Origin of the sequence: Pokkaliibacter sp. MBI-7, assembly GCF_029846635.1 — a bacterium.
GTDB lineage: Bacteria > Pseudomonadota > Gammaproteobacteria > Pseudomonadales > Balneatricaceae > Pokkaliibacter.
On the sequence record NZ_JARVTG010000001.1, the window covers coordinates 4,173,915 to 4,194,339 of the forward strand.

The window sequence follows — 20,425 nt, forward strand, 5'->3', positions numbered from 1 at the left end:
GTGTTAATCACTGTGTATTACGAAGAATGATCAGCGCGCTGTTTGAGCTTGCCATTGACGCTGCTTACGGCTAAAGCTCACAGAATCAAAAGAAAAGATCACCAGGCCAGTCCAGATAAACAGAAATGGTATCAGCTTGTGCTGATCAAAAGGCTCATCGTACAGCCATATAGCCAGTTGCATGGTGATCGTCGGAGTTGTGTATTGCCAGAAGCCAATGGTTGTCATAGGAAGTCTGCGGGCGGCTGCCGCAAACCAAATGAGCGGCAGTATGGTGACCAGGCCGGTCGAGATCAGCAGCAGGTCTAGCGCAGGTGTGCTCATGCTGAAGCTGAGGTTGTCTTCCAGCGCTAACCAGCCCAGATAGGCAAGGGCAAAAGGGCAGAGGAGTAGTGTTTCAATGGTCAGACCATTTATCGCACTCACCGTCGTCTGCTTGCGAATGGCGCCATAAAATCCAAAGCTCAGTGCCAGCGTCAAGGATATCCATGGTAAGTGGCCGAGCATGGCGACCTGATACCCCACCCCCAAGGTAGCAAGTAGTACGGCTAACCACTGCAAGGCCCGTAGTTTTTCTTTGAAAAAAATCAGCCCGATAAGAATGTTAACGATAGGGGTAAAGAAATACCCCAGACTGGTTTCGAGAATACGGGCATCGTTGACTGCCCAGATGAATGTTACCCAGTTGACGGCTATCAAAGATGCAGAACAGAACAGCCAGCGACTCTGCGACAAGTTAAATACGATGCCGAAGACGGAGCTGAGCTGTCGGGTAAGACCTAAAAATGCGACCAGCAGTACCATGGACCAGCTAATGCGATAAGCCAGTATCTCCCACGCCGGGACGGTGCTCATATGTTTGAAAAAAATGGGAAAGGTGCCCCAGATACCAAAGGCAGCTAAAGCAAACAGGTGGCCCTGGCGTAGGTCATTATTCATGTTGGTCTCGTTGTTGAGAGGCGCTGGCCTTACAAGGGAGGATGTGCACGTACGGACTACTATAAGAGACGCTGCAATGTGGGTCTGCCGGATCAAATAGAACGGTGCGTCCTGTCACATTAGCTTCATCGGATAACGTTACGTTAACTGTGGAACGTGGTCTGAGCGTACAGTTTTTCTAATGGGTCAATCTCATAAATGTTGTCGACAGCCTGAAAGCCTATGATATAGTCGATTTCGTCCCTTTGGTTTGAAATGGGACCAGGGACAGTAAAACTACAGACACTTGGAGGTGTTTATGTTGCAAGAATTGAAATCCCCTCTCCATCATGCGATGGAAATTAGCCACCGTGTTCGTCTGCTTCATCTGGAGTCTCGTCTGGGCGACCAGGATCGTGATTATCTGGGAGTCATCGAACGCCTGGAGCGCCGTTACAAGATCAGCAAGTGTAACGATACCCTGCGTCTCAACGCTCTTGAGTTAAAAGCAGTCGAAGCTCTCGATAAGTCTCTTTCTGAACTGGCCGCCTGAGCGCCAGTTCAGCGAGCAGGTGTTAATCCCCTCTCTCCTTGATCTCCCGCCTGTATCAGTCTTGTATTCAGATCCGCTAGATAAGTCCCCACAATCTCAGTAGATAGATTCCACTACTCAGGCTAATAATCGAGCCCAGTGTGGTGACCAGGATGATACTGGCTGCCATCTTGGCATTGGCCCCCATGCTTTTCGCCATAACAAAGCTTGCTGCTGCAGTTGGGCATCCCAGCATGATGAACAGTATAGCCACTGCCTCTCCATCGAAACCTGCAGCCCAGGCTAAAGGTGTAAACACCAGTGGCATCCAGATTAACTTCGCTGCAGAAGCGTACAGGGTCAGGCGCGATGAGGAGCGAAGATCCCTGAGATTCAGCGAGGCGCCAATCGTCAGTAGTGCAAGTGGGAGTGTCATGCTGCCCAGCGCGTGGCCTGTCTGGCTGATTACCTCTGGAGGGCTCCACCCCATAGCCGAACAGGGTAGGGCGAGTAAGGTGGCAATGATTAATGGGTTCTTCAGGATGTGGAGTGCAGTATGCCGCCATTGCTGTACGCCATTCTGTGATGACGACAAGGCTACGATGGAAAGAATGTTAAACAGTGGGATAACCAGAGCCAGAACAACGGATGCCTGTCCCAGCCCCGACTGGCCAAAGAGATTGTGGCTCATGGCCAAGCCGATAATGCCGTAGTTACTACGAAAGCCACCTTGTACAAAGGCGCCGTGGTCTTCTGGCGGATAGTTTTTCCAGCGACTCCATCCTGTGAGAGCGAGAAATGTAAGTGTGACTGATATGCCAGAGAAGGCGAGTGTGGCGGGGTTGAAAACCGCTTTGATGTCAGTCTGGCTGATGCTGAAAAAGACTAGAATGGGCAGACACAGCATAAATACCAGTCTGGATGCGGTATTGATAAAGCTCTCATCAATGACGCGGATACGCTTTAGCAGGGCGCCAATAAACACCAGAATGAAAATAGGGGCGACCATCTTGCCGGTAAACAGCAGGGTGCTCCAATACAGAGAGTCGCCGTTGGCTGAAGCGGGAATTATGGCCAATGCAGCATTCCTTCGTAGATTAGCTTGATACCCGTAGCAAAAAGAAAATAGAAGATGATTCGGTAGAACACTGCCTGACTGATTTTGTTGAGCAGCCAGTAGCCAAGCCAGATGCCAACGGGGGCCAAGGGTAAGAGTATCAGGGAGGTCGCAAGGTTAGTGGCATTGAGCTGACCTAGCCAGAGAAACGCCAGTACCTTGATATAGTTGGTAAAAATAAAAAAGATGGATGATGTACTCATGTACTGACGGGGAGGCAGGCGTTGCGGTAGCAGATAAACGCTCAGTGGTGGTCCTCCTGCATGAATGCCAAAGCTGGTGAATCCTGCAATACATCCCCACAGGCGCCCCTTCCAGGCATTGACTGGCAGTGCATCTTTGTTTTGTTGTTTCAGCCAGTGGTGTGCAACAAAGCTGAGTGCAATAGTGCCAATCAGAATACGTATGTGTGCTTCGCTCAGATAGCTGAATGTAACAGTGCCCAACAGGATTCCTGCCAGAGAGGCGGGTAGGAGTATACGCAGGTTGGCCGTATGCCATTCGCGCCAGTAGGCCTTCACTGCCATCAGATCCATCACACAGAGGATGGGCAGCATTATGGCGGCAGCCTGAGCGGGCGTTACTGCGATGGATATCAGTGGTACGGCAATAATAGACAACGTGCCACCAAACCCTCCCTTGGCAATGCCAAAAATGATGACGGCGGGAACGGCGCAATAGTAAAAGAACGGATCTGTAAGCACTTGATTGATCATGAATATAAGAGCCCGCCGACAACTTGTTTGGTCAAAGAATAAGTGCGAGCCCAGGCTCTGGTTAAGACAGTGTTCGGGTTTGCATCTTTTATTGAATGATCGTAGGCAGCGCTAATTTGGGGGCGTCATAGAGGGTGACCTCTCCACACCCGGTGCGGATTTTGTGCCATTGCTCGATATACAAGGTCAGGCTGATGACAGCACTGGTAGGGAACTTCTCAGCTCGATGTTCGCTAAGTTGTTCAAAGGCCTGTTGCAGGCCGGGGTTATGGCCAAGCACGAAAATATGTTTTGCTTCGTCACTCTGTTCACTCAGCACATCGAGAATATCTTCACCACTGCATTCATAAAGGCGGTGCTCCTGAGTCAGTGCAATGCCCGCCCATGGCAAATGGTCCAGCAGTGATTCCAGCGTCATCTGGCAGCGCACGGCGTCGCTGCTCAACAGCAGATCGGGCCGGATGCCATAGCTTGATAGTCGAGCCGCCATCGTTGGTGCATCACGTCGACCACGTTTATTCAGTGGGCGCAGGTGATCTGGTAAACCAGCTTCATCCCAACTGGATTTGGCGTGACGCATTAGGGTCAACAACTTCATGGTGCTGCCTCTTGCTGATGCTTAGAAATGGATGGATATGGCAAAGTGAATAGGAGTGATACAGGAAGGCAATGTGGAGCCTCCTGTATCATCCACCACCGTCTCAGTCGTTGTCGCCTGCGGGTGCTGACTCATTTAACGCATAACGTCGCAGTTGCGCTTTGATAGATTCGGGCAGCCCCTGAATGATCAGGGTGTCGGTATCGGCCTTGTACTCAATGTCTTTGCCCAGTCGCGACGCTGAAAAGCTGAGTTGCAAATCCATGCTGCGGCCATGAAAGCGCACTAGCTGCTTCAGGGTCGACTTCTCCGGCAGAATTTCATCCGGCAGGGGCAGGGGTTGACTTTGGGCAAAGTCAGTGAAGCTATCTGGTGCTTCTGGTTTGATGACCTTAGCCAGTTCGTTCAGGCGTACCGGTTCTGCCAGTTTTTCCTGCTCAATGCAGTATTCATATACGGCCTCTCTGCAGGCCAGTTGCTGCTCTGCGGGTAATTGCTGGCTGAACTGTGCTACCTGCTCCAGCAGGGTTTCGGTTTGTTCTGAGCGGTCAACTGACGGAAGGCAGCCAACAAAATGGCCAAAATGCTCTGCCAGTCGGCGTTGTGACTTTCCTTGAGTGAAGCAGATATAACGCTGGGAGTCTTCATTCCAGGCGGTGAGGTCAATGCTGGCTGCCAGATGAACCTTGGACAGGTCTAAATAATGAGCTGGAGTGATCTCCAGTTCATCATTAATGGCCATTGCATCTGCATTGTGAAGCAGGGCGATTAGAAAGTGTTCAGAGGTAGGTTGCTCATAAAAAGCAAATAGCAGATAGCCTTGTACGCTGAGGTCAGACTGATCCAGCTCCCGTTTGAACAAGCTGAGCGCCTGATAGGTCAGCTTCATAAACTCCAGACCACCCTGCTGGTGTTCTTTGAGCCAGCGCGAAAAAGGGTAAAGTTCGCTGTCCTTCTGAAAACAACCATAGTGCCGGCCAGCCTTGGCAAGTAACTGGCGATTAAGTTCTGTCACCAGTGTTTCTACCGAGGGTGAGGAGGCTATTGCATCCTGACGCGGCATGAGCTGGGTTTCGCCCTCTTCGGGTTTTTGGAATGCGTGTAATGTCAGGTGACGTACGGCCAAGGTGAGATCCTGAGCTTGAGATGGGGTAACAACTATAGATCATTATTCGAGCGCTGTGCTCGATCTCTACTGCACTGAGACGATGGAGCTAGAGCGAAAGAATAATCGAAGCGCGTAGCGCTGTGCAGCTTTTTGAGAGAGGGTTTTGTATCGATTGGGCGTTTTAAATGCATGGCAGGAGGTTGTGCAGCCGAGAGCGTTGCTCCCGGCATGTGTGTTGGGCGGCTTTTAACTGTTGTTATCCTGCTCAAGTGCAGAGGATGAGACGTCAGCTTCTTGCTTGGTCTGTGCACGTTTAGCGAGAGTGCGTCGTGACTCGTGAGCCAGAATGACCAACGCCTGCCGGGCGTTGCTCACATCATTGGCACTTTCGGGGAGGGGAATGGCCACTGCTACTTTGCCTTCTCCCGTGACTATCTCAAGATCAATATGGCGGGTGTGTATCGCCACCATCTCTACATCATCAAAGGTCTGATATTCACTATATGCCCTCACATAGTCAGCCAGCGCTTGTTTGTGATCCTTGTTCATGTGCTCCACGATACTTTGGCTGAGCGCAGTGCTGAGTGAAGTTGATATGTTCATCATTTAGTTAGTCATCCTTGTCATGGGGCATCCCTTATTGGATCCGGCTTATGCCAACTGGTGCGTGCTGACCCATTTTCAGCACTAATAATGTGGTGCTGTTTTCTACCACAAAAGGTTCAGGTAAAAAAGTTGGTGGTTGTCGTGTGTTGTGTGTCTCAGCGGTTTGGAGGGATTGCATAGGTGGTCGTGACATGGGCGATCAACTCCTGTTGATCTTCATTGCGCAGAAGTACTTCACCTACGGCCAGACGCTTGCCCAGCTTGAACAACTTTGCGTCAGCAATGATAGCGCTGCCTGCATCAGCCTTGCGCATGAAGTTGATATTCAGACTGGTGGTTACTGCTAATGGAGCGGGTCCAATAGCGCCCAGTAATGCGGCATAAAAAGCAACATCCGCCAGTCCCATCAGGGTTGGTCCTGAAACAGTGTTACCAGGACGTGTGTGGCGATGATCTGTCCGCATTTTCATCGTGGCGTGGTGATGCGTGAGTGCTATAACGTCGCCATACGGATGATCGAATAAAGCCAGTAAGTATTGGTTCAGCTCTTCAGCAGATGCCCAGTGCAGCATGATGTGATTTCCATTTATTGTTATTGCGAGTGTTCAGCACTCATAGAGTGGGCTGCTTACGCCGTTATTGTTTATACACATTAGTGAGTGATCTGCCGTAGCGGAAAGACGACTATTGTCGAGTGGGTGCTGCCGGGAAGAAAAGACTTGCACTTGGTGATGAATCAGCTAGATTTTCCTACTCGCTTGAGATGTCACATGAGATGTGATGGCTGTTGAAGTCCCTGCACTTATTGCGGTGCGGTATCTGAAGTGTGTGGCTGTGAGTCTCAAAGATTCGCAAAAACATATATTTAGTATTGACTCAGCCGGTCAAATCATTATTATGTGCGCCGTCGAAACGGAGGGATGGCCGAGTGGTTTAAGGCAGCGGTCTTGAAAACCGCCGTGGGGAGACCCACCGTGAGTTCGAATCTCACTTCCTCCGCCACCGATGTTCCCTGATAGCTCAGTCGGTAGAGCAGCGGACTGTTAATCCGTTGGTCGCTGGTTCGAGTCCAGCTCGGGGAGCCATGGGTCGTTAGCTCAGTTGGTAGAGCAGTTGGCTTTTAACCAATTGGTCGCAGGTTCGAGTCCTGCACGACCCACCATTTTTTATTTTTTCTCATGCATGCATGGGTCGTTAGCTCAGTTGGTAGAGCAGTTGGCTTTTAACCAATTGGTCGCAGGTTCGAGTCCTGCACGACCCACCATCATGAACCCTCGTTTAGGGTCGTTAGCTCAGTTGGTAGAGCAGTTGGCTTTTAACCAATTGGTCGCAGGTTCGAGTCCTGCACGACCCACCATGCAAGAGCAAGTAACAAGGCCGTTTGCCTTAGTGAAAACTCGATCAGTGGACGGGGAGGGATGGCCGAGTGGTTTAAGGCAGCGGTCTTGAAAACCGCCGAGTGTAACAGCTCCGTGAGTTCGAATCTCACTTCCTCCGCCAGCACCAAATAGCACCTTCAGGTGTTTCTTAGATGGGTCGTTAGCTCAGTTGGTAGAGCAGTTGGCTTTTAACCAATTGGTCGCAGGTTCGAGTCCTGCACGACCCACCATTTGCTACTCACCAAGCTGTATTTCATCTCTTATATATTCTCCTCTACTGCCATCTGAATTTTTTCGCATGCTCGCAATTGAGTCTTTATGGTGCATCACAGTCTGCGCCGTTTCTTCTCTGTGCATTGCTTAAAACGTTTTGTTGGGCTAAATGGGGCATTCTCCTGTATTGAATGCCTGCTCTCTTCTGTTATGTCTCCGCTACCGGCCTGTTTGGTGTCCCTATTGTGCTCACGCATCTACAGAATCGTGATTTGTACCTCCTGTTATTTCCTCCGTGTAGTTTGCTGAGAGTGTTTTCCTGTCACTGCGTGTTTTATTCCCCTATGGCATAGAGATTGAAAGGCTTCAGTCGCTATCAGGTGCGTTTTGTACCTGGTTTTCAAACTAAGTCGAGGCAGGGGTATGGCGTATCAGCTGGATTTAGGTTCAATGAGATATCGTTTTGCGGATCTCAGAACTCTGCTGGCAAAGGCAACTCCGCTGCGCTCTGGTGACGTCCTGGCAGGGCTGGCTGCAGAGAATGCTCAGGAGCGAGCAGCTGCGCAATGGGCGCTGGCGGATGTGCCGCTGAAAACCTTTCTGCATGAAACGGTGATTGGCTATGAAGAAGATGAGGTCACGCGGCTCATTATCGATAGTCATGATGCGGGGGCTTTTGCCAGGGTGGCGCACCTTACCGTCGGTGGCTTCCGTGACTGGTTGCTATCCGATGCCGCAGATTCTCATGTTTTGAATGCGCTGGCGCCAGGTTTAACACCTGAGATGGTGGCGGCAGTTAGCAAGATCATGCGTGTACAGGATTTGATTCTGGTCGCGCGCAAGTGTGAAGTGGTAACTCGGTTTCGCAACACGATTGGTCTTAAAGGGCGTATGTCCACCCGGCTGCAGCCGAATCACCCGACTGATGATCCCTCTGGTGTGGCTGCTACGCTGCTGGATGGCCTGTTGTATGGCAATGGTGATGCGGTCATCGGTATCAATCCTGCCACGGATAACTATCAGGCTGTGACGCGCCTTATGTGCATGCTGGATGAGGTCATTCAGCACTACCGCATTCCCACACAATCCTGTGTGTTGACCCATGTAACCACTCACATTGAAGCGATAAACCGAGGAGCCCCAGTAGATCTGATATTTCAATCCATCGCTGGTACCGAGGCGGCGAATGCCAGCTTTGGTGTGAGCCTGAGTATTTTGCAGGAGGCTTACGAAGCCGGGTTGTCATTGAAGAGAGGTGCGATTGGCGACAACCTGATGTATTTCGAGACCGGTCAGGGGAGTGCACTGTCTGCCAATGCTTATCACGGCGTTGATCAGCAAACCTGCGAGGTGCGTGCTTATGCTGTGGCACGTCAGTTCAGGCCATTACTGGTCAATACTGTGGTTGGATTTATTGGTCCTGAATATCTGTACAACGGCAAGCAGATTATACGCGCCGGGTTGGAAGACCATTTTTGCGGCAAGCTGCTGGGGCTGCCGATGGGGTGTGATATTTGCTACACCAATCATGCAGAAGCGGATCAGGACGACATGGACATGTTGCTGACTCAGCTGGGAGTGGCAGGTATCAACTACATCATGGGCATACCTGGCTCTGATGACATCATGCTGAACTATCAGACTACCTCTTTTCATGATGCCCTCTACGTACGGCAAGTGCTGGGGTTGCGTCCGGCTCCTGAGTTCGAGTCCTGGTTGATGCGAAACGGCATTTTTGATGACCGTGGCCGCCTGTTGAGTGGGGTGCAGTTACCTGCTGCCTTTGCTCATCTCCAGGTTCAATAACGGTCAGTTTTGATGGAATGCATTGGTTATAAAGGGTAGTGGCTTGAATGAGTGAGCAGGAATCATCCGTCGTGGTTAATGCGTGGTCTAACTTGCGTCAGTTTACTGATGCGCGCATTGCGCTTGGGCGTGCTGGAACCAGTGTGCCGACCGCTGCATTACTGGCGTTTCAGCTTGATCATGCGCGAGCGCGAGATGCGGTGCATCTGCCGTTAGATATGGCGTTACTTCAGAGGCAGTTAGCCTCAGCAGGGCTTGAATCGCTGCAGGTGCAGAGCAGGGCTCACAATCGTCTGGTGTATCTGCAACGGCCTGACTGGGGAAGAAGGTTGAATGCTGAATCGGTCAGTGTGCTGGAGCAGCGAGTTGCGGCCGCCCTGATCGCTGAAGGTGTCGATGAGGGTGTATTGGGGGCTGATGAGCGGCTATGGGATGTGGCTATCGTGATTGTTGATGGTCTGTCGTCTCAGGCTGTTCAGGCGCACAGTGCTGCCATGGTTTCCCGTCTGGCTGCGGCCTTTGATCAATCCGGATTGACCCTGGCGCCGGTTGTTCTGGTGCAACAGGGCAGAGTGGCTGTTGGGGATGAGGTGGCGGAAGTGCTGCGAGCCAGAACGGTGGTGCTTTTGGTTGGTGAGCGCCCTGGTCTGAGCTCGCCAGATAGTCTGGGTATCTACTTTACCTATGCGCCAAAGGTCGGGCTGACAGATGCTGCGCGTAACTGCATTTCTAATATTCGTCCTGCGGGTCTGAGCTATGAGCAGGCTTGTGGGAAATTGATGTATTTGTTGCTGGAAGCGAATCGTCGCGGATTGTCGGGAGTGCAATTGAAAGACGAGAGCGAGGTGGAGCCTGCTCAAATACTGACCTCTGTAAACAGGAATTTCCTGTTGCCAAAGGAATAGTTGCTGGGTCAGGGAGGGGCGTTATTTTCAGGTTCGCTGAAAAGCACTCAGACCCATATGCAGGGCCTGAGTGTTGTGAGGCAGTAGTAAGGTTCTTACTTCTGCAGTGGTACTAGTGACGAACGAGTGATTTCAGTAATACGTTCCCAGTTGCCATGTTTGACGGCGTCATTCGGTACAACCCAGCTGCCACCTACTGCCATGATGTTGGGCTGCTTGAGGTAGTCCAGGTAGTTGTGCAGGCCAATGCCGCCGGTCGGGCAGAAGCGCACTTGTGAAAATGGGCCATGCAGGGATTTGATAAAGGGCAGGCCACCGGCTGCTTCAGCAGGGAAGAACTTGAAGCGGTCAAAGCCTGCATCCAGACCCATGATGATTTCCGACACGGTGGCTACGCCGGGCAGGAAGGGCACATTGCGGCTTTTGGCGCTTTTCAGCAGGTCCACGGATAGGCCAGGTGTCACAATAAACTCAGCTCCTGCTGCCAGAACCTGATCCATCTGCTTTTCATTGACGACGGTGCCTGCCCCGACAGTAATTCCTTCCAGTTCGCTCTTGGCTAGTGCAATGGCGTCCAGCGCTGCATCTGAGCGCAGTGTGATCTCAAGAATTGTAATGCCTCCCGCCTGAAGGGCGCGAGCCAGGGGCAGAATCTGCTCAGCCTGTTCAACGACAATTACCGGGATGATAGGGTTGCGCGCGCACAGCGAGTCGATCTGCTGGCTGATGGTACTGGTAGTCTGAGTGGTCATCATGGCTTCCTGTGTTTGTTAGGGTGGCTACGAGGGGTCCTCAGGGACACCAGTAGATTTCCAATTGGGGGAGGGGCAAAAAGGCGCGAATGGGCATGGCCATCTCGTCACCTTCTGCCAGAGCCTGTTGTAGCGTGGCAAGCTTGTCTTCACCCTGGATGTGCAATATCAGTGTCTTGCTGGCACTCAGGTAGGCCCGGCTCAGGGTTAGTCGCAAATGAGGGGCTGTGGGGGGCTGAACAAACAGGCTGCGGGCAGATTGTTGCATATCCATCGCTGCTGCCAGCTGCTCTGCCTCGGGAAACAACGAGGCGGTATGTCCGTCATTGCCCATGCCGAGTACTGCTACATCCAGTGTCGCGGGCAGTTGCTTGAGCGTTTCTTCAATAGCGGCCTGAGCGCTGACCTGTTCACCACTCTGATACAGCGGAAGAAAGGTGGTTGCAGCAGCCTGCTGTTGCAGTAGATGGCGACGTACCAGCGCACCATTGCTATCAGCATGCTGTTCGTTGACCCAGCGCTCATCCACCAGAGTCACCAGTGTGTCAGGCCAGCAGCATTCTTGTTCTGCCAATGCCTGAAACATTCTGGTGGGAGTACGCCCGCCTGAGACTGCCAGGCTTGGAGTGCTGCTGTTGCTGAGTTCCTGAGCTATGCGATGGCTCAGGGTTGTTGCCAGCGCTTCGCCATCATTGAACTCATGAAAACGGTTGGCAAAGTAATTACGCATCTTCGTTCCAGCTCCGGCCATCACGGCTGATCAGGGCAATGGAAGACACGGGCCCCCAGGTGCCTGCCTGATATTTTTTCGGCGGCTCGTTGGAGTTTTCCCAACCCTGAATGATCTGATCAACCCAGCGCCAGGCGTATTCAACTTCATCGCGTCGCACGAACAGGGACTGGTTGCCCAGCATGACTTCCAGTAGCAAGCGTTCATAGGCATCAGGGATACGATCCTGCTTGAAGGCTTCAGAGAAGTTCAGTTCCAGTGGGCCACTGCGTAAGCGCATGCCTTTGTCGAGGCCCTGATCCTTGGTGGCAATCTGCAGTGTCATGCCTTCATCCGGTTGCAGGCGGATGATCAGTTTGTTGCTGGCGATGTTGCGTTGGTCGGGGGCAAAGATATAGTGCGGCTGCTGGCGGAATTGGATGATGATTTCCGATACCTTGGAGGGCATGCGCTTGCCCGTACGCAGGTAGAAGGGGACGCCAGCCCAGCGCCAGTTGCCTATTTCGGCTTTCAGGGCAACGAAGGTCTCGGTGGTGGACTGCAGATTGGCGCCTTCTTCTTCCAGATAGCCAGGAACGGCTTTGCCATGCTGGGTGCCTGCTACGTATTGGCCGCGCACGGAGTTTTGCGACAGTCGCTCGCCAGTCATGGGTTTGAGTGCGCGTAGTACTTTCAGTTTTTCGTCGCGGATGCTGTCAGCTGACAGATCGTAGGGCGGATCCATGGCAATCAGGCAGAGCAGCTGAAGCAGATGGTTCTGGATCATATCGCGCATCTGGCCGGATTTGTCGTAGTAGCTCCAGCGACCTTCAACCCCGACCTCTTCCGCCACGGTGATTTGTACATGGTCGATATGATTCTGGTTCCACTGCGAGCCAAACAGGTTGTTGGCAAAGCGCAGGGCAATCAGGTTCTGTACGGTTTCTTTGCCCAGGTAATGATCGATGCGGTAGATCTGCTGCTCTTTGAAGTGCTCAGCAACCTTGTCATTGATTTCCTGTGAGGATGCGAGATCCTTGCCCAGCGGCTTCTCCAGAACGATACGATTGGGGAGCTGACCAAGGCCGACCTTGTCCAGGTTGGCACAGATATCACCAAACACACTGGGTGGTGTGGCCATATAGGCAACCATGGGCTTGCTGTCAGCGGCAATGTGGTCAGCCAGCAGCTGATAGCCGGTAATTTCGGTCATATCTAACGCTATGTAGCTGAGGCGGGCGACAAAGCGCTGCAGGATGGTATCGTCCAGTTCACTGGTAGGGATGAAGCGCTGGAGGTTTTCTATGGCGACCTCTTTGAAGCCCTGATCATCCAGTGGATTGCGGGCCAGGCCAATGATGCGGGTATCGGCGTGAAGCAGGTTCGCGCGATCCAGATAATAAAGTGCTTTGAGAAGTTTGCGCCGGGAAAGATCTCCCATGGCACCAAAAAGGGCTAGGTTGCAGGCGTGTTGGCTGTTCACTGTCATATGGCACCAAGTAGTAATTTTTAGCTTATAAACGGGCTGATAGCGCTTTCCAAGCCTGTATTTCAAAAATAGTTTAGTAATTTTACTAAAAAAACATTTGAAAGCCAGACTTGACGCTTGCCCCAAGTGGTCAAAAACTGTTTCAGCGAGTATTATCCTTGCAGTTTTGTGTCATTTCGTTGTCCTCTGCGGGTACTTGTCAGCAAGAAGAATCGATTCAGCAATTGCGGGGTTTCAACTCATCAACTTTACTGAATAGGTTTGAATTGCTGTGTATCAAGTTCCTTCGTGGTACAGAGTTAGTGGTACAGGCCGTTCAACACTTGTCTGCAGGTAAAGCCAAGCATGCACTCCCCGTACTTTTCCAATCTGCTGGAAGCCATCCGATCCAGATTGGAGTCTCTGAATCGCTCCGAGCGTAAGGTAGCTGAAGTCATACTCAAAGATCCGCAGTCAGCGACGCGTGCCAGCATTGCCACACTGGCACAGGCGGCGGGTGTCAGCGAGCCAACGGTAAACCGCTTCTGTCGTAGTTTCAGCGCCAAAGGATTCCCCGATTTCAAGTTGCAACTGGCGCAAAGCCTGGCCAGTGGCACGCCTTATGTCGGGCAGAATGTAGAATCGGAAGACGGGCCGGAAGAGTATGTCAACAAAATCTTCGCAGCCACCGTACAGGCGCTTGAGCATACCCGACAGCGGCTGGACCCAACCATGATCAATAAGGCGGTGGATTACCTGATCCAGGCCAAGCAGATCATGTTCTTTGGTCTGGGAGCATCTGGTCCTGTGGCATATGATGCACAGCATAAATTCTTCCGTTTCAACATTCCTGTTTCCGCCTATGACGATGTTCTGATGATGCGCATGGTGTCTTCTGCGGCTCATCGTGGGGATATGATCGTCATCATTTCCTATACAGGGCGTACTCGTGAGCTGGTAGAGATCGCCCAGATTGCGCGTGAAACAGGTGCAACGGTGCTGGGGATTACCACGCCTGACTCTCCCTTGGCCAAGCAGTGTACCCTGTCGTTACCGGTTTCACCGGATGAGAACACCGATATCTATATGCCGATGAGTTCTCGCATCGTGCATCTGGCGATGCTGGACGTACTTTCTACAGGGGTGATACTCCGCCGTGGTGTTGATTTCCATGCCCATCTGAAGAAGATCAAAGACAGTTTGAAAGATACTCGCTATCCCAGCGAAGACTAATTCCTCCTGCTCTCAGCCCTTGGTAACCGCAAGGGCTGATGTTCCTTGTTTTCTGCTTCCCTGACTAGTCCGGCAATGGCTGATGCTGGCTTCCGCCCGGCTTGAAGTCGGCAGGCTCCAGATCATGACGTGCCAGTAGTTTGTAGAAGTCCGTGCGATTGCGTTGTGCAATTTTGGCAGCCTGGCTGGCCGAGCCTTCGGTCAGCTTCAGCACTTTGATGAGATAGTTACGCTCGAACTGATTTCTTGCCTCAATGAATGAAGGAAAACTCTCGGCCTGTTCGGCTAACGCCTGAGAAACCAGCCCCTCGGTAATCATCGGTGTAGAGGTCAGGGCGACGCACTGTTCAACGACATTGACCAGCTGCCGTACGTTGCCGGGCCAGGAGGCACAGCTCAACAGGGCCAGGGCGTCGGGAGAGAAGCCTTTGACGTAACTTCTGTGGCCGCTGGCTGCTCGTTGCAGCAGGTAGCGTGCAAGTAACGGGATGTCCTCTGCTCGCTCACGTAGTGATGGCAGACGCAGATTGACGACATTGAGCCGATAGAACAGGTCTTCGCGAAACTCCTTGGCTTCAATGGCTGCCTTGAGGTTGCGATGAGTGGCAGACACTATGCGGACGTCTATATCGACGGCCTTGGTGCTGCCCAGCGGGCGGATTTGCCGTTCCTGCAGGGCGCGAAGCAGTTTGACCTGCAGCGGATAGGGCATGTCGCCTATTTCATCCAGAAAAAGCGTGCCACCATGAGCGGCCTGAAACAGCCCTTCATGATGGGTAACGGCACCAGTAAAGGCGCCCTTCACGTGGCCGAAGAGCTCCGACTCCAGCAATTGTTCAGGTAAGGCACCGCAGTTGATCGCGATGAAGGGTTTCTTGTTGCGGGGGCTGGCCAGATGAATGGCTTGCGCCATCAACTCCTTTCCGGTGCCGCTGGCGCCACTGACCAAAATACTGACATCTGCCTCTGCTACCCGTTTTGCCTGCTCCAGCAGTGTTTCCATCAGTGGACTTTGTGTGATGATGGCTGCGCGCCAGGTTTCGCTGGCGTCGGGGGTGCTGTAATGGGAGCAGGCTTTCTCAAGGGTTTCCAGCAGGGCGTTCTTATCAATGGGTTTGGTCAGGAAGCTGAATACGCCTTGCTGGGTTGCACTGACAGCCTCTGGAATGGAACCATGGGCGGTCAATAATATTACGGGAAGCGTGGGGTGGCGTTTTTGAATATGGCCAAACAGGGTCAGGCCATCCATCTCATCCATCTTCAGATCGGAAATTACCACCTGTGGATGGCGGCTTTCAATCAGCCCCATGACCTCCGTAGGGTGCTCGGTGCTGATCACCTCGTAGCCACTGGCATTAAGGCGCATTGTGAGCAGCTTAAGCAGGCTGGGGTCGTCGTCGACGAGAAGTATTGGTCCGTTCAGGCTCATGAGTTAAGTGTCGAAATTAAGTAGGGTTATGGCGCGGGCTGTCAGGGCTTGGTATTGCCACTGCCAACGGCTTCATTGGGAGCCAGTTTTTCCTCGATTGCAGTAAGGGCTTTGATCTTGCCTTCAAGGTCCGATATCTGGCTTTGCAGCTGATCATTATTTTTCTGGCTCTTTTGCAGCATTCTGATCAATGCAAGCTGCTGCTGATTACTCTCGCTCATCAGATTCAGCAGGCTGCGGCTGTCATAGCTCAGATTCGGGGGCAGCTTTTGCATCAGACCAGCGACCTTTTGCCGCTGTTCCAGCGTAGCATCCGTTGACGTGTAGGCAACAACCGCCAGTACAGGCGCTGGCCAGGGCTGTTTCTGGCCCTGTTTCTTTAACCAGCGCTCTCTTTCGACATATGTCATTACATTGAGCTGGCGCTGAATGTGCAGCAGTTGCTGTACTTCCTGTGCTGCACAGCTGCTCCCAGCGCCGCTTAATCGACAGCCACTACCACTACTGGCCGTTTTTTGTTGCATGGTCTGGCACCCACCAAGCACAAGTATGCTCAGTACCAGAGGGATGGCTTTGTTAATCATGGTCTAGTCCATTGCTGGGCTGAGTCCGAGAGGAGCGGCCGCAGGGCCGGTCAGGAAGATTACACCGCGAGGTGTTCAGACTCTGGCAGTTCGATACGGAAGCATACATCAAAGCCATGGAGGTCGTGCAAGGTAAGACTGCCGCCATGGGCTTCTATGCAGTCTCTGGCGACACTCAAACCGATTCCAGAGCCTTTCAACGGCCCCAGACGTTGAGACTGTCCCTGATAGAAGGGTTCAAAGATACGAGCTCGTTCCGCAGCAACTATGGCCTGACCGGTATTGGCGACGTCAATGATCAGCCGGTTGTTGATTGTTTGCCAGGCAACCAATATCTGACCTTCCCGTGCGCCATAGTTGATGGCATTGGAAATCAGATTGTCGAGGCAGCGTTGCAACTTGTGCCGGTCGGCTGGCCAGCTCAGAGCATCGCCCTGGGTTTGCAGGTGGATCTGCTTCTGTTGCACGCTCAGCTGATGCAGTGTGACTACTTCCTTGATGAGAGTGGGCAGTTCACACGCACTCACTGCCATTGGCAAATTCTGATGGAGCATGTTGTAGTCCAGCAGTTGCTCTATCAGACGCTGTAGTTGCTGGCTGTTATATTGCATCAGCTCCACAACCTCTTGCTGCGAGGTGTTGAGCTCTCCCAGTACACCTTCCCCCAATAGATCAGCGCCTTCACGCAGGCTGGCAAGCGGCGTTTTGAGTTCGTGTGACATGTGCCGCAGAAATTGCTTTTTCTGCTGTTCGAGGGATGCAAGTTGTTGATCCAGCCAGTGCAGTTTGCCGCCAAGATTAGCCAGCTCTGCCGGGCCTCCAATCCGATTGGAAGGAAGGGCCTTACCTTCTCCCAGCAGTGTGATCATTTTCTCCAGACGGCGAACGGGGCGGGTAATGACCAGACCACTCATGATCATCAGCACCAGACTGAGAGCGAGCAGAAGGGTTGAGGAAAGCAACAGGTGAGTCCGGGTGTCTTCATTAAAGTGGTTAAGCTCATCGAGACGCTGATTAACCAGTTTATCCACGCTGTCGCGTAGCTGTTCAGTCTTGTTATCAATCTGGGTCAAGACAGTATCAAGCTCGTTGGCAGTATCCTGGCCACTCACAAGGTCAGGCAATGGGACAAGCAGTTGTTCCAGCTCCTGGTACAAGCCACCAATATCTGCCTGCTGATGTTGTAGCTCCAGCAAGTTTCTGAAACGGTCCAGTTGTTGTGAAAACAAGGTGTGCAGGCTGTCGGCTCGGACGACCTGGAACTGTCGTGCCGTGCGCTCCAGTTCGATGGAGAGGCTGACCAGTTGTTGACCCCTTTGAGTCGTCGACAGTGCTTCCTGACTGTACTGCTGCATCCGACTGGCAACAGTGTCTAATGAGTGGGTGGTTTCATAGATCAGGTACAGGAGAGGTGCTGTAACCAGTACAAAACCCAGCAACACGAGCTGGAGTAGTGTTCTCGGGCGCCAGTGACGGCTAACAGTGGACGTGGCAGGCATCGAGGGGCGAAAGCTCACTGTGAGGAGGCGGGGAGGATGCCTTAGCTTAGTCAGCATGATGAAAATAACAATGTTCAGTTAAGATCGTGGCTCATACCCGTAAGGAGTACGAAGCGGTCTTAACTTTGAAAATTTGCAAACTCTTCAGCACTCAAAACACCGTCTTGATTCACATCCAGCTCGGCGAATTGGAGGCTGAGGGCTTCGTTGATTTGGGCCTCGCTGACACTGATGGTTCCGTTCTGGTCTTCATCGACCTGATTGAATGCCTCGTTTCCAAGGGCATTAGCCGTACCGGAAACCACCAGACACAAGGCTAGCAGACTGATTTTCTTCATCTGTGCAGGGTCCTTTCGCTGAGGTTCTACTGCTTTCTGTCACGACCTTCAGGAGTCGTAATACATGACAAAAAGGCAACCCGGCCATACGTAATGCATTTTCATCCTGAAGGGGAAAGCAATACGCATTGCGGCCGGACACCTTGCTGGAGATGCCAACCAGCCTCTGTCCATAGCGGCTGGTCTGATCCTTCTTGGATCTCTACATCCTTGACGCGGTCATCCTGACCTGTTCGTCCGTGAACTGCTGGTGATGTTGGATGACTATCACCTCCTGCTTGCAACTGGCTTTGCTTCCCTGACAAAAACCAGTGCCGGCAATCCATTGCTTTGAGCTCCTTTATTGGAAATGCCTGTCCTTTTCCTCACCTCATGCAGAGGCTCTGCATCCTGCATCCAGACGTAGCAAATACGTTAGCACTACGATGAGCTTGTCTCTCCCTGTTGGCGTCCTCAACAATCGTAGGTCAGGTATCATCCTTGTTGAGCTTCCTGCCTGGTCCCACAATCCTGTGGGATCATTTGACTCTCCAGCCAACCCTGGCTGGATGAATTGTCAAAACACTTATGTGCTCAAGACCGAAGCTGCTTGAGTTGCTTAAACTCACTAAGGTCCAGCGTTTTACTGTTGTTTTTGTCCAGTTGTGAGAACGCTGCTTTCAGACCCGGCAGCTGTGCAGCCTCTGCAGGTTGTAACTGTTCATCATAATTGCTATCCAGCTGGTCAAAGAGATCCTCAATCACAGTGCTGGCATCTGACTGACGAAACGGTATTAACAGAAGCAGCAGTGCGACCAAGACCACCAAATGGATACCAACACCTGTATAAATACCTGTGCGTGTCATGGCGCGGTTCTCACGTTCTTTCAAATGTTCATTGCTTGTCACGCTCTTGCCAGCTCGCTCAGAGCTGGAGCTACTTTCGTATAAGTGCTCGACAACAGGCATGATCGCAGAATGTGTGACGCTGCTGGACAAGAAGACTTCCGGGGTGGCTGTGGCAGTCGGTTTAGGATGAAGCCTTCTTGCCCAGCACCGCATTTGCGGTTGCGTCACAGAGTATATATCAAACCCCGTGCCATCTTTTTAAAAATCATTTAAAAACAATGGTTTAGTTGATTTTTTTCGTGTGAGTTAAGAGAAGAGGGAAATTTTCCCCCTGGATAGGTATGAAAGTGTCGCTAAATAGAGACATCTTTAACTGAGGGATGCTGATGATTTCAGTCCGTAGCAACAACGACAAGGTTTTGCCGTTGTTGCTGATTTGCGACGACCAGTAGTTTCAGCCATTTAAAGTGTCATTAATTGGCGACACGCAGCTAAAAGCGACTAGTCATAAATTCAGCACATGCAAGGTATCGCCGTTATACTGCTCAGGCAGCGGGTGAGGTTATTTTGATGGACGTCACCAGCTGTCAATTAAGCTATCCCCGTTGACAGGAAACTGAATGAACTCAGCTGCAAGTACCTGGTTGCCCGTGAGCCAGGTTATCTCTCGCAATCTTTCTGTATTCGAAGCGTCATCATCACTGCTGGTGGTCAATGCTCCAGAGATAGGAGTATGGCAACCATGGAGCGCAGATACGGTTCTGCATTTTTTCTCGCAGGATTTTCGCGTTCATAGCGAATTGCAGCAGGCAGGCTTTCAAAGCCATTTTGCTGCTGTTGCTAATGAGCTGCCAGACAATGCTGATGTTTTGTTGTACTGGCCCAAGTCAAAAGAGCTGGCACGTATGCTATTGAGCATGCTGTTAAGTCACATGGATGCCGGACGGCAGCTCTGGATCGTGGGAGAACATCAGGAAGGCGTGAAAAGTGCGGCCAAGATTCTCCTTGAGGACCATGAAATCGAACTAAGTAAACTGGACAACGCGCGACGCTGTACTCTATACAGAGTAACAGTGGATCGGGCGTTTCCTGTTTTTGATATCGAGAGTTGGTTGCATTATTCAAGTGTTGTCCTGGACGACACCGAATTGCAGGTTGTAAGTCTACCGGGCGTATTCAGTCTTGGTGAATTAGACGAGGGTACAGCGTTATTACTGCCGAATATGAAGTTGCCAGAGCAAGGTCGTGTTCTGGACTTTGGCTGCGGAGCAGGCATTATTGGGGCAGTTGCAAAACGACGAAATCCGCAGCTGGACATCGAATTAATTGATGTGAGTGCCTTGGCATTGGAAAGCGCCAGGCGCACACTGGCTCAAAATGGCATAGAAGCGCTGGTGTATCCGAGTAATGCGTGGTCGGATATCGAAGGGCGATTCAAGGTGGTACTGAGTAATCCGCCGTTTCACACGGGAATCAAGACGGATTATCGTGCAGTGACCGAGCTGATTGCGCAGGCTCGAAAAAAGATCGTGTATGACGGCTGGCTTGAAGTGGTCGCCAACGCGCATCTTCCCTATGAAGGATGGTTGCAGGAGCAGTTCAAGCGTGTTGCCGTTGTGGCTGAAACAACGAAGTTCAAGGTGTATTCAGCCAGGGGGTAACAGTTAACGCCAATGTTGCGGTGTTA

20 protein-coding genes and 7 tRNA genes are annotated in these 20,425 nt (G+C 51.9%); 12 read left to right on the top strand and 15 right to left on the bottom strand.

The window, feature by feature from the left end; genetic code table 11:
* Positions 1-30: 30 nt before the first annotated feature.
* Positions 31-939 carry an EamA family transporter RarD gene (gene rarD, locus QCD60_RS18365; protein WP_279787685.1) on the bottom strand — a complete coding sequence of 303 codons (909 nt, stop codon included), beginning with the start codon at positions 937-939 and terminating at the stop codon, positions 31-33.
* A 298-nt stretch (positions 940-1,237) separates the two neighbouring features.
* Here rarD and QCD60_RS18370 point away from each other — a divergent pair, with 298 nt between their 5' ends.
* On the top strand, positions 1,238-1,471 hold the full coding sequence (locus QCD60_RS18370) for a hypothetical protein (protein WP_133251215.1): 234 nt from the start codon (positions 1,238-1,240) through the stop codon (positions 1,469-1,471).
* A gap of 76 nt (positions 1,472-1,547) precedes the next feature.
* On the opposite strand, the gene QCD60_RS18375 is transcribed toward QCD60_RS18370, so the two are convergent.
* From QCD60_RS18375 to QCD60_RS18400, 6 genes are all read right to left on the bottom strand, one after another.
* Positions 1,548-2,528, bottom strand: coding sequence for an AEC family transporter (locus QCD60_RS18375; protein ID WP_279787686.1), 981 nt, complete (start codon positions 2,526-2,528; stop codon positions 1,548-1,550).
* Entirely contained in the window at positions 2,519-3,283 is a 765-nt protein-coding gene (locus QCD60_RS18380; RefSeq protein WP_279787687.1) for a sulfite exporter TauE/SafE family protein, read from the bottom strand. The genes QCD60_RS18375 and QCD60_RS18380 overlap by 10 nt, the downstream gene beginning before the upstream one ends.
* Positions 3,284-3,371: 88 nt before the next feature.
* A complete protein-coding gene (locus QCD60_RS18385; protein ID WP_279787688.1) occupies positions 3,372-3,881 on the bottom strand; it encodes a histidine phosphatase family protein in 510 nt (169 codons plus the stop codon).
* A 103-nt stretch (positions 3,882-3,984) separates the two neighbouring features.
* A complete protein-coding gene (locus QCD60_RS18390; protein WP_279787689.1) occupies positions 3,985-5,007 on the bottom strand; it encodes a nucleoid-associated protein in 1,023 nt (340 codons plus the stop codon).
* Positions 5,008-5,235: 228 nt separating this feature from the next.
* Positions 5,236-5,595, bottom strand: a complete 360-nt coding sequence (locus tag QCD60_RS18395; RefSeq protein WP_279787690.1) for a DUF2470 domain-containing protein — start codon at positions 5,593-5,595, stop codon at positions 5,236-5,238.
* A 155-nt stretch (positions 5,596-5,750) separates the two neighbouring features.
* Positions 5,751-6,167, bottom strand: coding sequence for a PaaI family thioesterase (locus tag QCD60_RS18400; protein WP_279787691.1), 417 nt, complete (start codon positions 6,165-6,167; stop codon positions 5,751-5,753).
* A 342-nt stretch (positions 6,168-6,509) separates the two neighbouring features.
* On the opposite strand from QCD60_RS18400, the gene QCD60_RS18405 reads away from it, so the two are divergent.
* From QCD60_RS18405 to eutC, 9 genes are all read left to right on the top strand, one after another.
* Positions 6,510-6,597 (top strand) — tRNA-Ser (locus QCD60_RS18405).
* 7 nt (positions 6,598-6,604) lie between these two features.
* Positions 6,605-6,680, top strand: a tRNA-Asn gene (locus tag QCD60_RS18410).
* 1 nt (position 6,681) lies between these two features.
* A tRNA-Lys gene (locus tag QCD60_RS18415) sits at positions 6,682-6,757 on the top strand.
* A 26-nt stretch (positions 6,758-6,783) separates the two neighbouring features.
* A tRNA-Lys gene (locus QCD60_RS18420) sits at positions 6,784-6,859 on the top strand.
* 17 nt (positions 6,860-6,876) lie between these two features.
* Positions 6,877-6,952: transfer RNA gene (locus QCD60_RS18425), tRNA-Lys, on the top strand.
* Positions 6,953-7,007: 55 nt separating this feature from the next.
* Positions 7,008-7,095, top strand: a tRNA-Ser gene (locus QCD60_RS18430).
* A gap of 33 nt (positions 7,096-7,128) precedes the next feature.
* Positions 7,129-7,204 (top strand) — tRNA-Lys (locus QCD60_RS18435).
* A 406-nt stretch (positions 7,205-7,610) separates the two neighbouring features.
* On the top strand, positions 7,611-8,993 hold the full coding sequence (locus QCD60_RS18440) for an ethanolamine ammonia-lyase subunit EutB (protein WP_279787692.1): 1,383 nt from the start codon (positions 7,611-7,613) through the stop codon (positions 8,991-8,993).
* A 47-nt stretch (positions 8,994-9,040) separates the two neighbouring features.
* Positions 9,041-9,898, top strand: coding sequence for an ethanolamine ammonia-lyase subunit EutC (gene eutC, locus QCD60_RS18445; protein ID WP_279787693.1), 858 nt, complete (start codon positions 9,041-9,043; stop codon positions 9,896-9,898).
* Positions 9,899-9,993: 95 nt separating this feature from the next.
* Here eutC and eda read toward each other — a convergent pair whose 3' ends face one another.
* Genes eda through zwf form a run of 3 tightly spaced genes read right to left on the bottom strand, consistent with a single transcriptional unit; the run spans position 9,994 to position 12,848 of the window.
* On the bottom strand, positions 9,994-10,653 hold the full coding sequence (gene eda / locus QCD60_RS18450; protein WP_279787694.1) for a bifunctional 4-hydroxy-2-oxoglutarate aldolase/2-dehydro-3-deoxy-phosphogluconate aldolase: 660 nt from the start codon (positions 10,651-10,653) through the stop codon (positions 9,994-9,996).
* Between the two features lie 37 nt (positions 10,654-10,690).
* Positions 10,691-11,380, bottom strand: a complete 690-nt coding sequence (gene pgl, locus QCD60_RS18455) for a 6-phosphogluconolactonase (protein WP_279787695.1) — start codon at positions 11,378-11,380, stop codon at positions 10,691-10,693.
* A complete protein-coding gene (zwf, locus tag QCD60_RS18460) occupies positions 11,373-12,848 on the bottom strand; it encodes a glucose-6-phosphate dehydrogenase (protein WP_279787696.1) in 1,476 nt (491 codons plus the stop codon). Before zwf ends, pgl begins: the two co-directional genes overlap by 8 nt.
* Before the next feature lie 345 nt (positions 12,849-13,193).
* On the opposite strand from zwf, the gene QCD60_RS18465 reads away from it, so the two are divergent.
* Entirely contained in the window at positions 13,194-14,060 is an 867-nt protein-coding gene (locus tag QCD60_RS18465; protein WP_110185796.1) for a MurR/RpiR family transcriptional regulator, read from the top strand.
* Positions 14,061-14,124: 64 nt separating this feature from the next.
* Here the strand turns inward: QCD60_RS18465 and QCD60_RS18470 are convergent, their stop codons facing one another.
* From QCD60_RS18470 to QCD60_RS18490, 5 genes are all read right to left on the bottom strand, one after another.
* Entirely contained in the window at positions 14,125-15,489 is a 1,365-nt protein-coding gene (locus QCD60_RS18470) for a sigma 54-interacting transcriptional regulator (protein WP_279787697.1), read from the bottom strand.
* Between the two features lie 41 nt (positions 15,490-15,530).
* Positions 15,531-16,073 carry a hypothetical protein gene (locus tag QCD60_RS18475; RefSeq protein WP_279787698.1) on the bottom strand — a complete coding sequence of 181 codons (543 nt, stop codon included), beginning with the start codon at positions 16,071-16,073 and terminating at the stop codon, positions 15,531-15,533.
* Positions 16,074-16,132: 59 nt separating this feature from the next.
* Complete coding sequence (locus QCD60_RS18480; RefSeq protein WP_279787699.1) at positions 16,133-17,428, bottom strand: HAMP domain-containing sensor histidine kinase; 1,296 nt, start codon at positions 17,426-17,428, stop codon at positions 16,133-16,135.
* Between the two features lie 263 nt (positions 17,429-17,691).
* Complete coding sequence (locus tag QCD60_RS18485) at positions 17,692-17,910, bottom strand: EF-hand domain-containing protein (RefSeq protein ID WP_110185792.1); 219 nt, start codon at positions 17,908-17,910, stop codon at positions 17,692-17,694.
* Positions 17,911-18,483: 573 nt separating this feature from the next.
* Positions 18,484-18,888 carry an EF-hand domain-containing protein gene (locus tag QCD60_RS18490; RefSeq protein ID WP_279787700.1) on the bottom strand — a complete coding sequence of 135 codons (405 nt, stop codon included), beginning with the start codon at positions 18,886-18,888 and terminating at the stop codon, positions 18,484-18,486.
* A 470-nt stretch (positions 18,889-19,358) separates the two neighbouring features.
* On the opposite strand from QCD60_RS18490, the gene rsmC reads away from it, so the two are divergent.
* The gene (gene rsmC, locus QCD60_RS18495) at positions 19,359-20,399 is read left to right on the top strand and encodes a 16S rRNA (guanine(1207)-N(2))-methyltransferase RsmC (protein ID WP_279787701.1); all 1,041 of its coding nucleotides are present in this window, start codon (positions 19,359-19,361) and stop codon (positions 20,397-20,399) included.
* Positions 20,400-20,425 lie beyond the last annotated feature (26 nt).

Bases quoted from the DNA above. Each gene is read 5' to 3' on its own strand.
- QCD60_RS18485 (WP_110185792.1), bottom strand. From the start codon at position 17,910: ATGAAGAAAATCAGTCTGCTAGCCTTGTGTCTGGTGGTTTCCGGTACG.
- QCD60_RS18395 (WP_279787690.1), bottom strand. From the start codon at position 5,595: ATGATGAACATATCAACTTCACTCAGCACTGCGCTCAGCCAAAGTATC.
- rsmC (WP_279787701.1), top strand. From the start codon at position 19,359: ATGAACTCAGCTGCAAGTACCTGGTTGCCCGTGAGCCAGGTTATCTCT.
- zwf (WP_279787696.1), bottom strand. From the start codon at position 12,848: ATGACAGTGAACAGCCAACACGCCTGCAACCTAGCCCTTTTTGGTGCC.
- QCD60_RS18385 (WP_279787688.1), bottom strand. From the start codon at position 3,881: ATGAAGTTGTTGACCCTAATGCGTCACGCCAAATCCAGTTGGGATGAA.
- rarD (WP_279787685.1), bottom strand. From the start codon at position 939: ATGAATAATGACCTACGCCAGGGCCACCTGTTTGCTTTAGCTGCCTTT.
- QCD60_RS18475 (WP_279787698.1), bottom strand. From the start codon at position 16,073: ATGATTAACAAAGCCATCCCTCTGGTACTGAGCATACTTGTGCTTGGT.
- eda (WP_279787694.1), bottom strand. From the start codon at position 10,653: ATGATGACCACTCAGACTACCAGTACCATCAGCCAGCAGATCGACTCG.
- QCD60_RS18440 (WP_279787692.1), top strand. From the start codon at position 7,611: ATGGCGTATCAGCTGGATTTAGGTTCAATGAGATATCGTTTTGCGGAT.
- QCD60_RS18380 (WP_279787687.1), bottom strand. From the start codon at position 3,283: ATGATCAATCAAGTGCTTACAGATCCGTTCTTTTACTATTGCGCCGTT.
- QCD60_RS18465 (WP_110185796.1), top strand. From the start codon at position 13,194: ATGCACTCCCCGTACTTTTCCAATCTGCTGGAAGCCATCCGATCCAGA.
- QCD60_RS18480 (WP_279787699.1), bottom strand. From the start codon at position 17,428: ATGCAGCAGTACAGTCAGGAAGCACTGTCGACGACTCAAAGGGGTCAA.
- QCD60_RS18400 (WP_279787691.1), bottom strand. From the start codon at position 6,167: ATGCTGCACTGGGCATCTGCTGAAGAGCTGAACCAATACTTACTGGCT.
- eutC (WP_279787693.1), top strand. From the start codon at position 9,041: ATGAGTGAGCAGGAATCATCCGTCGTGGTTAATGCGTGGTCTAACTTG.
- QCD60_RS18370 (WP_133251215.1), top strand. From the start codon at position 1,238: ATGTTGCAAGAATTGAAATCCCCTCTCCATCATGCGATGGAAATTAGC.
- pgl (WP_279787695.1), bottom strand. From the start codon at position 11,380: ATGCGTAATTACTTTGCCAACCGTTTTCATGAGTTCAATGATGGCGAA.
- QCD60_RS18470 (WP_279787697.1), bottom strand. From the start codon at position 15,489: ATGAGCCTGAACGGACCAATACTTCTCGTCGACGACGACCCCAGCCTG.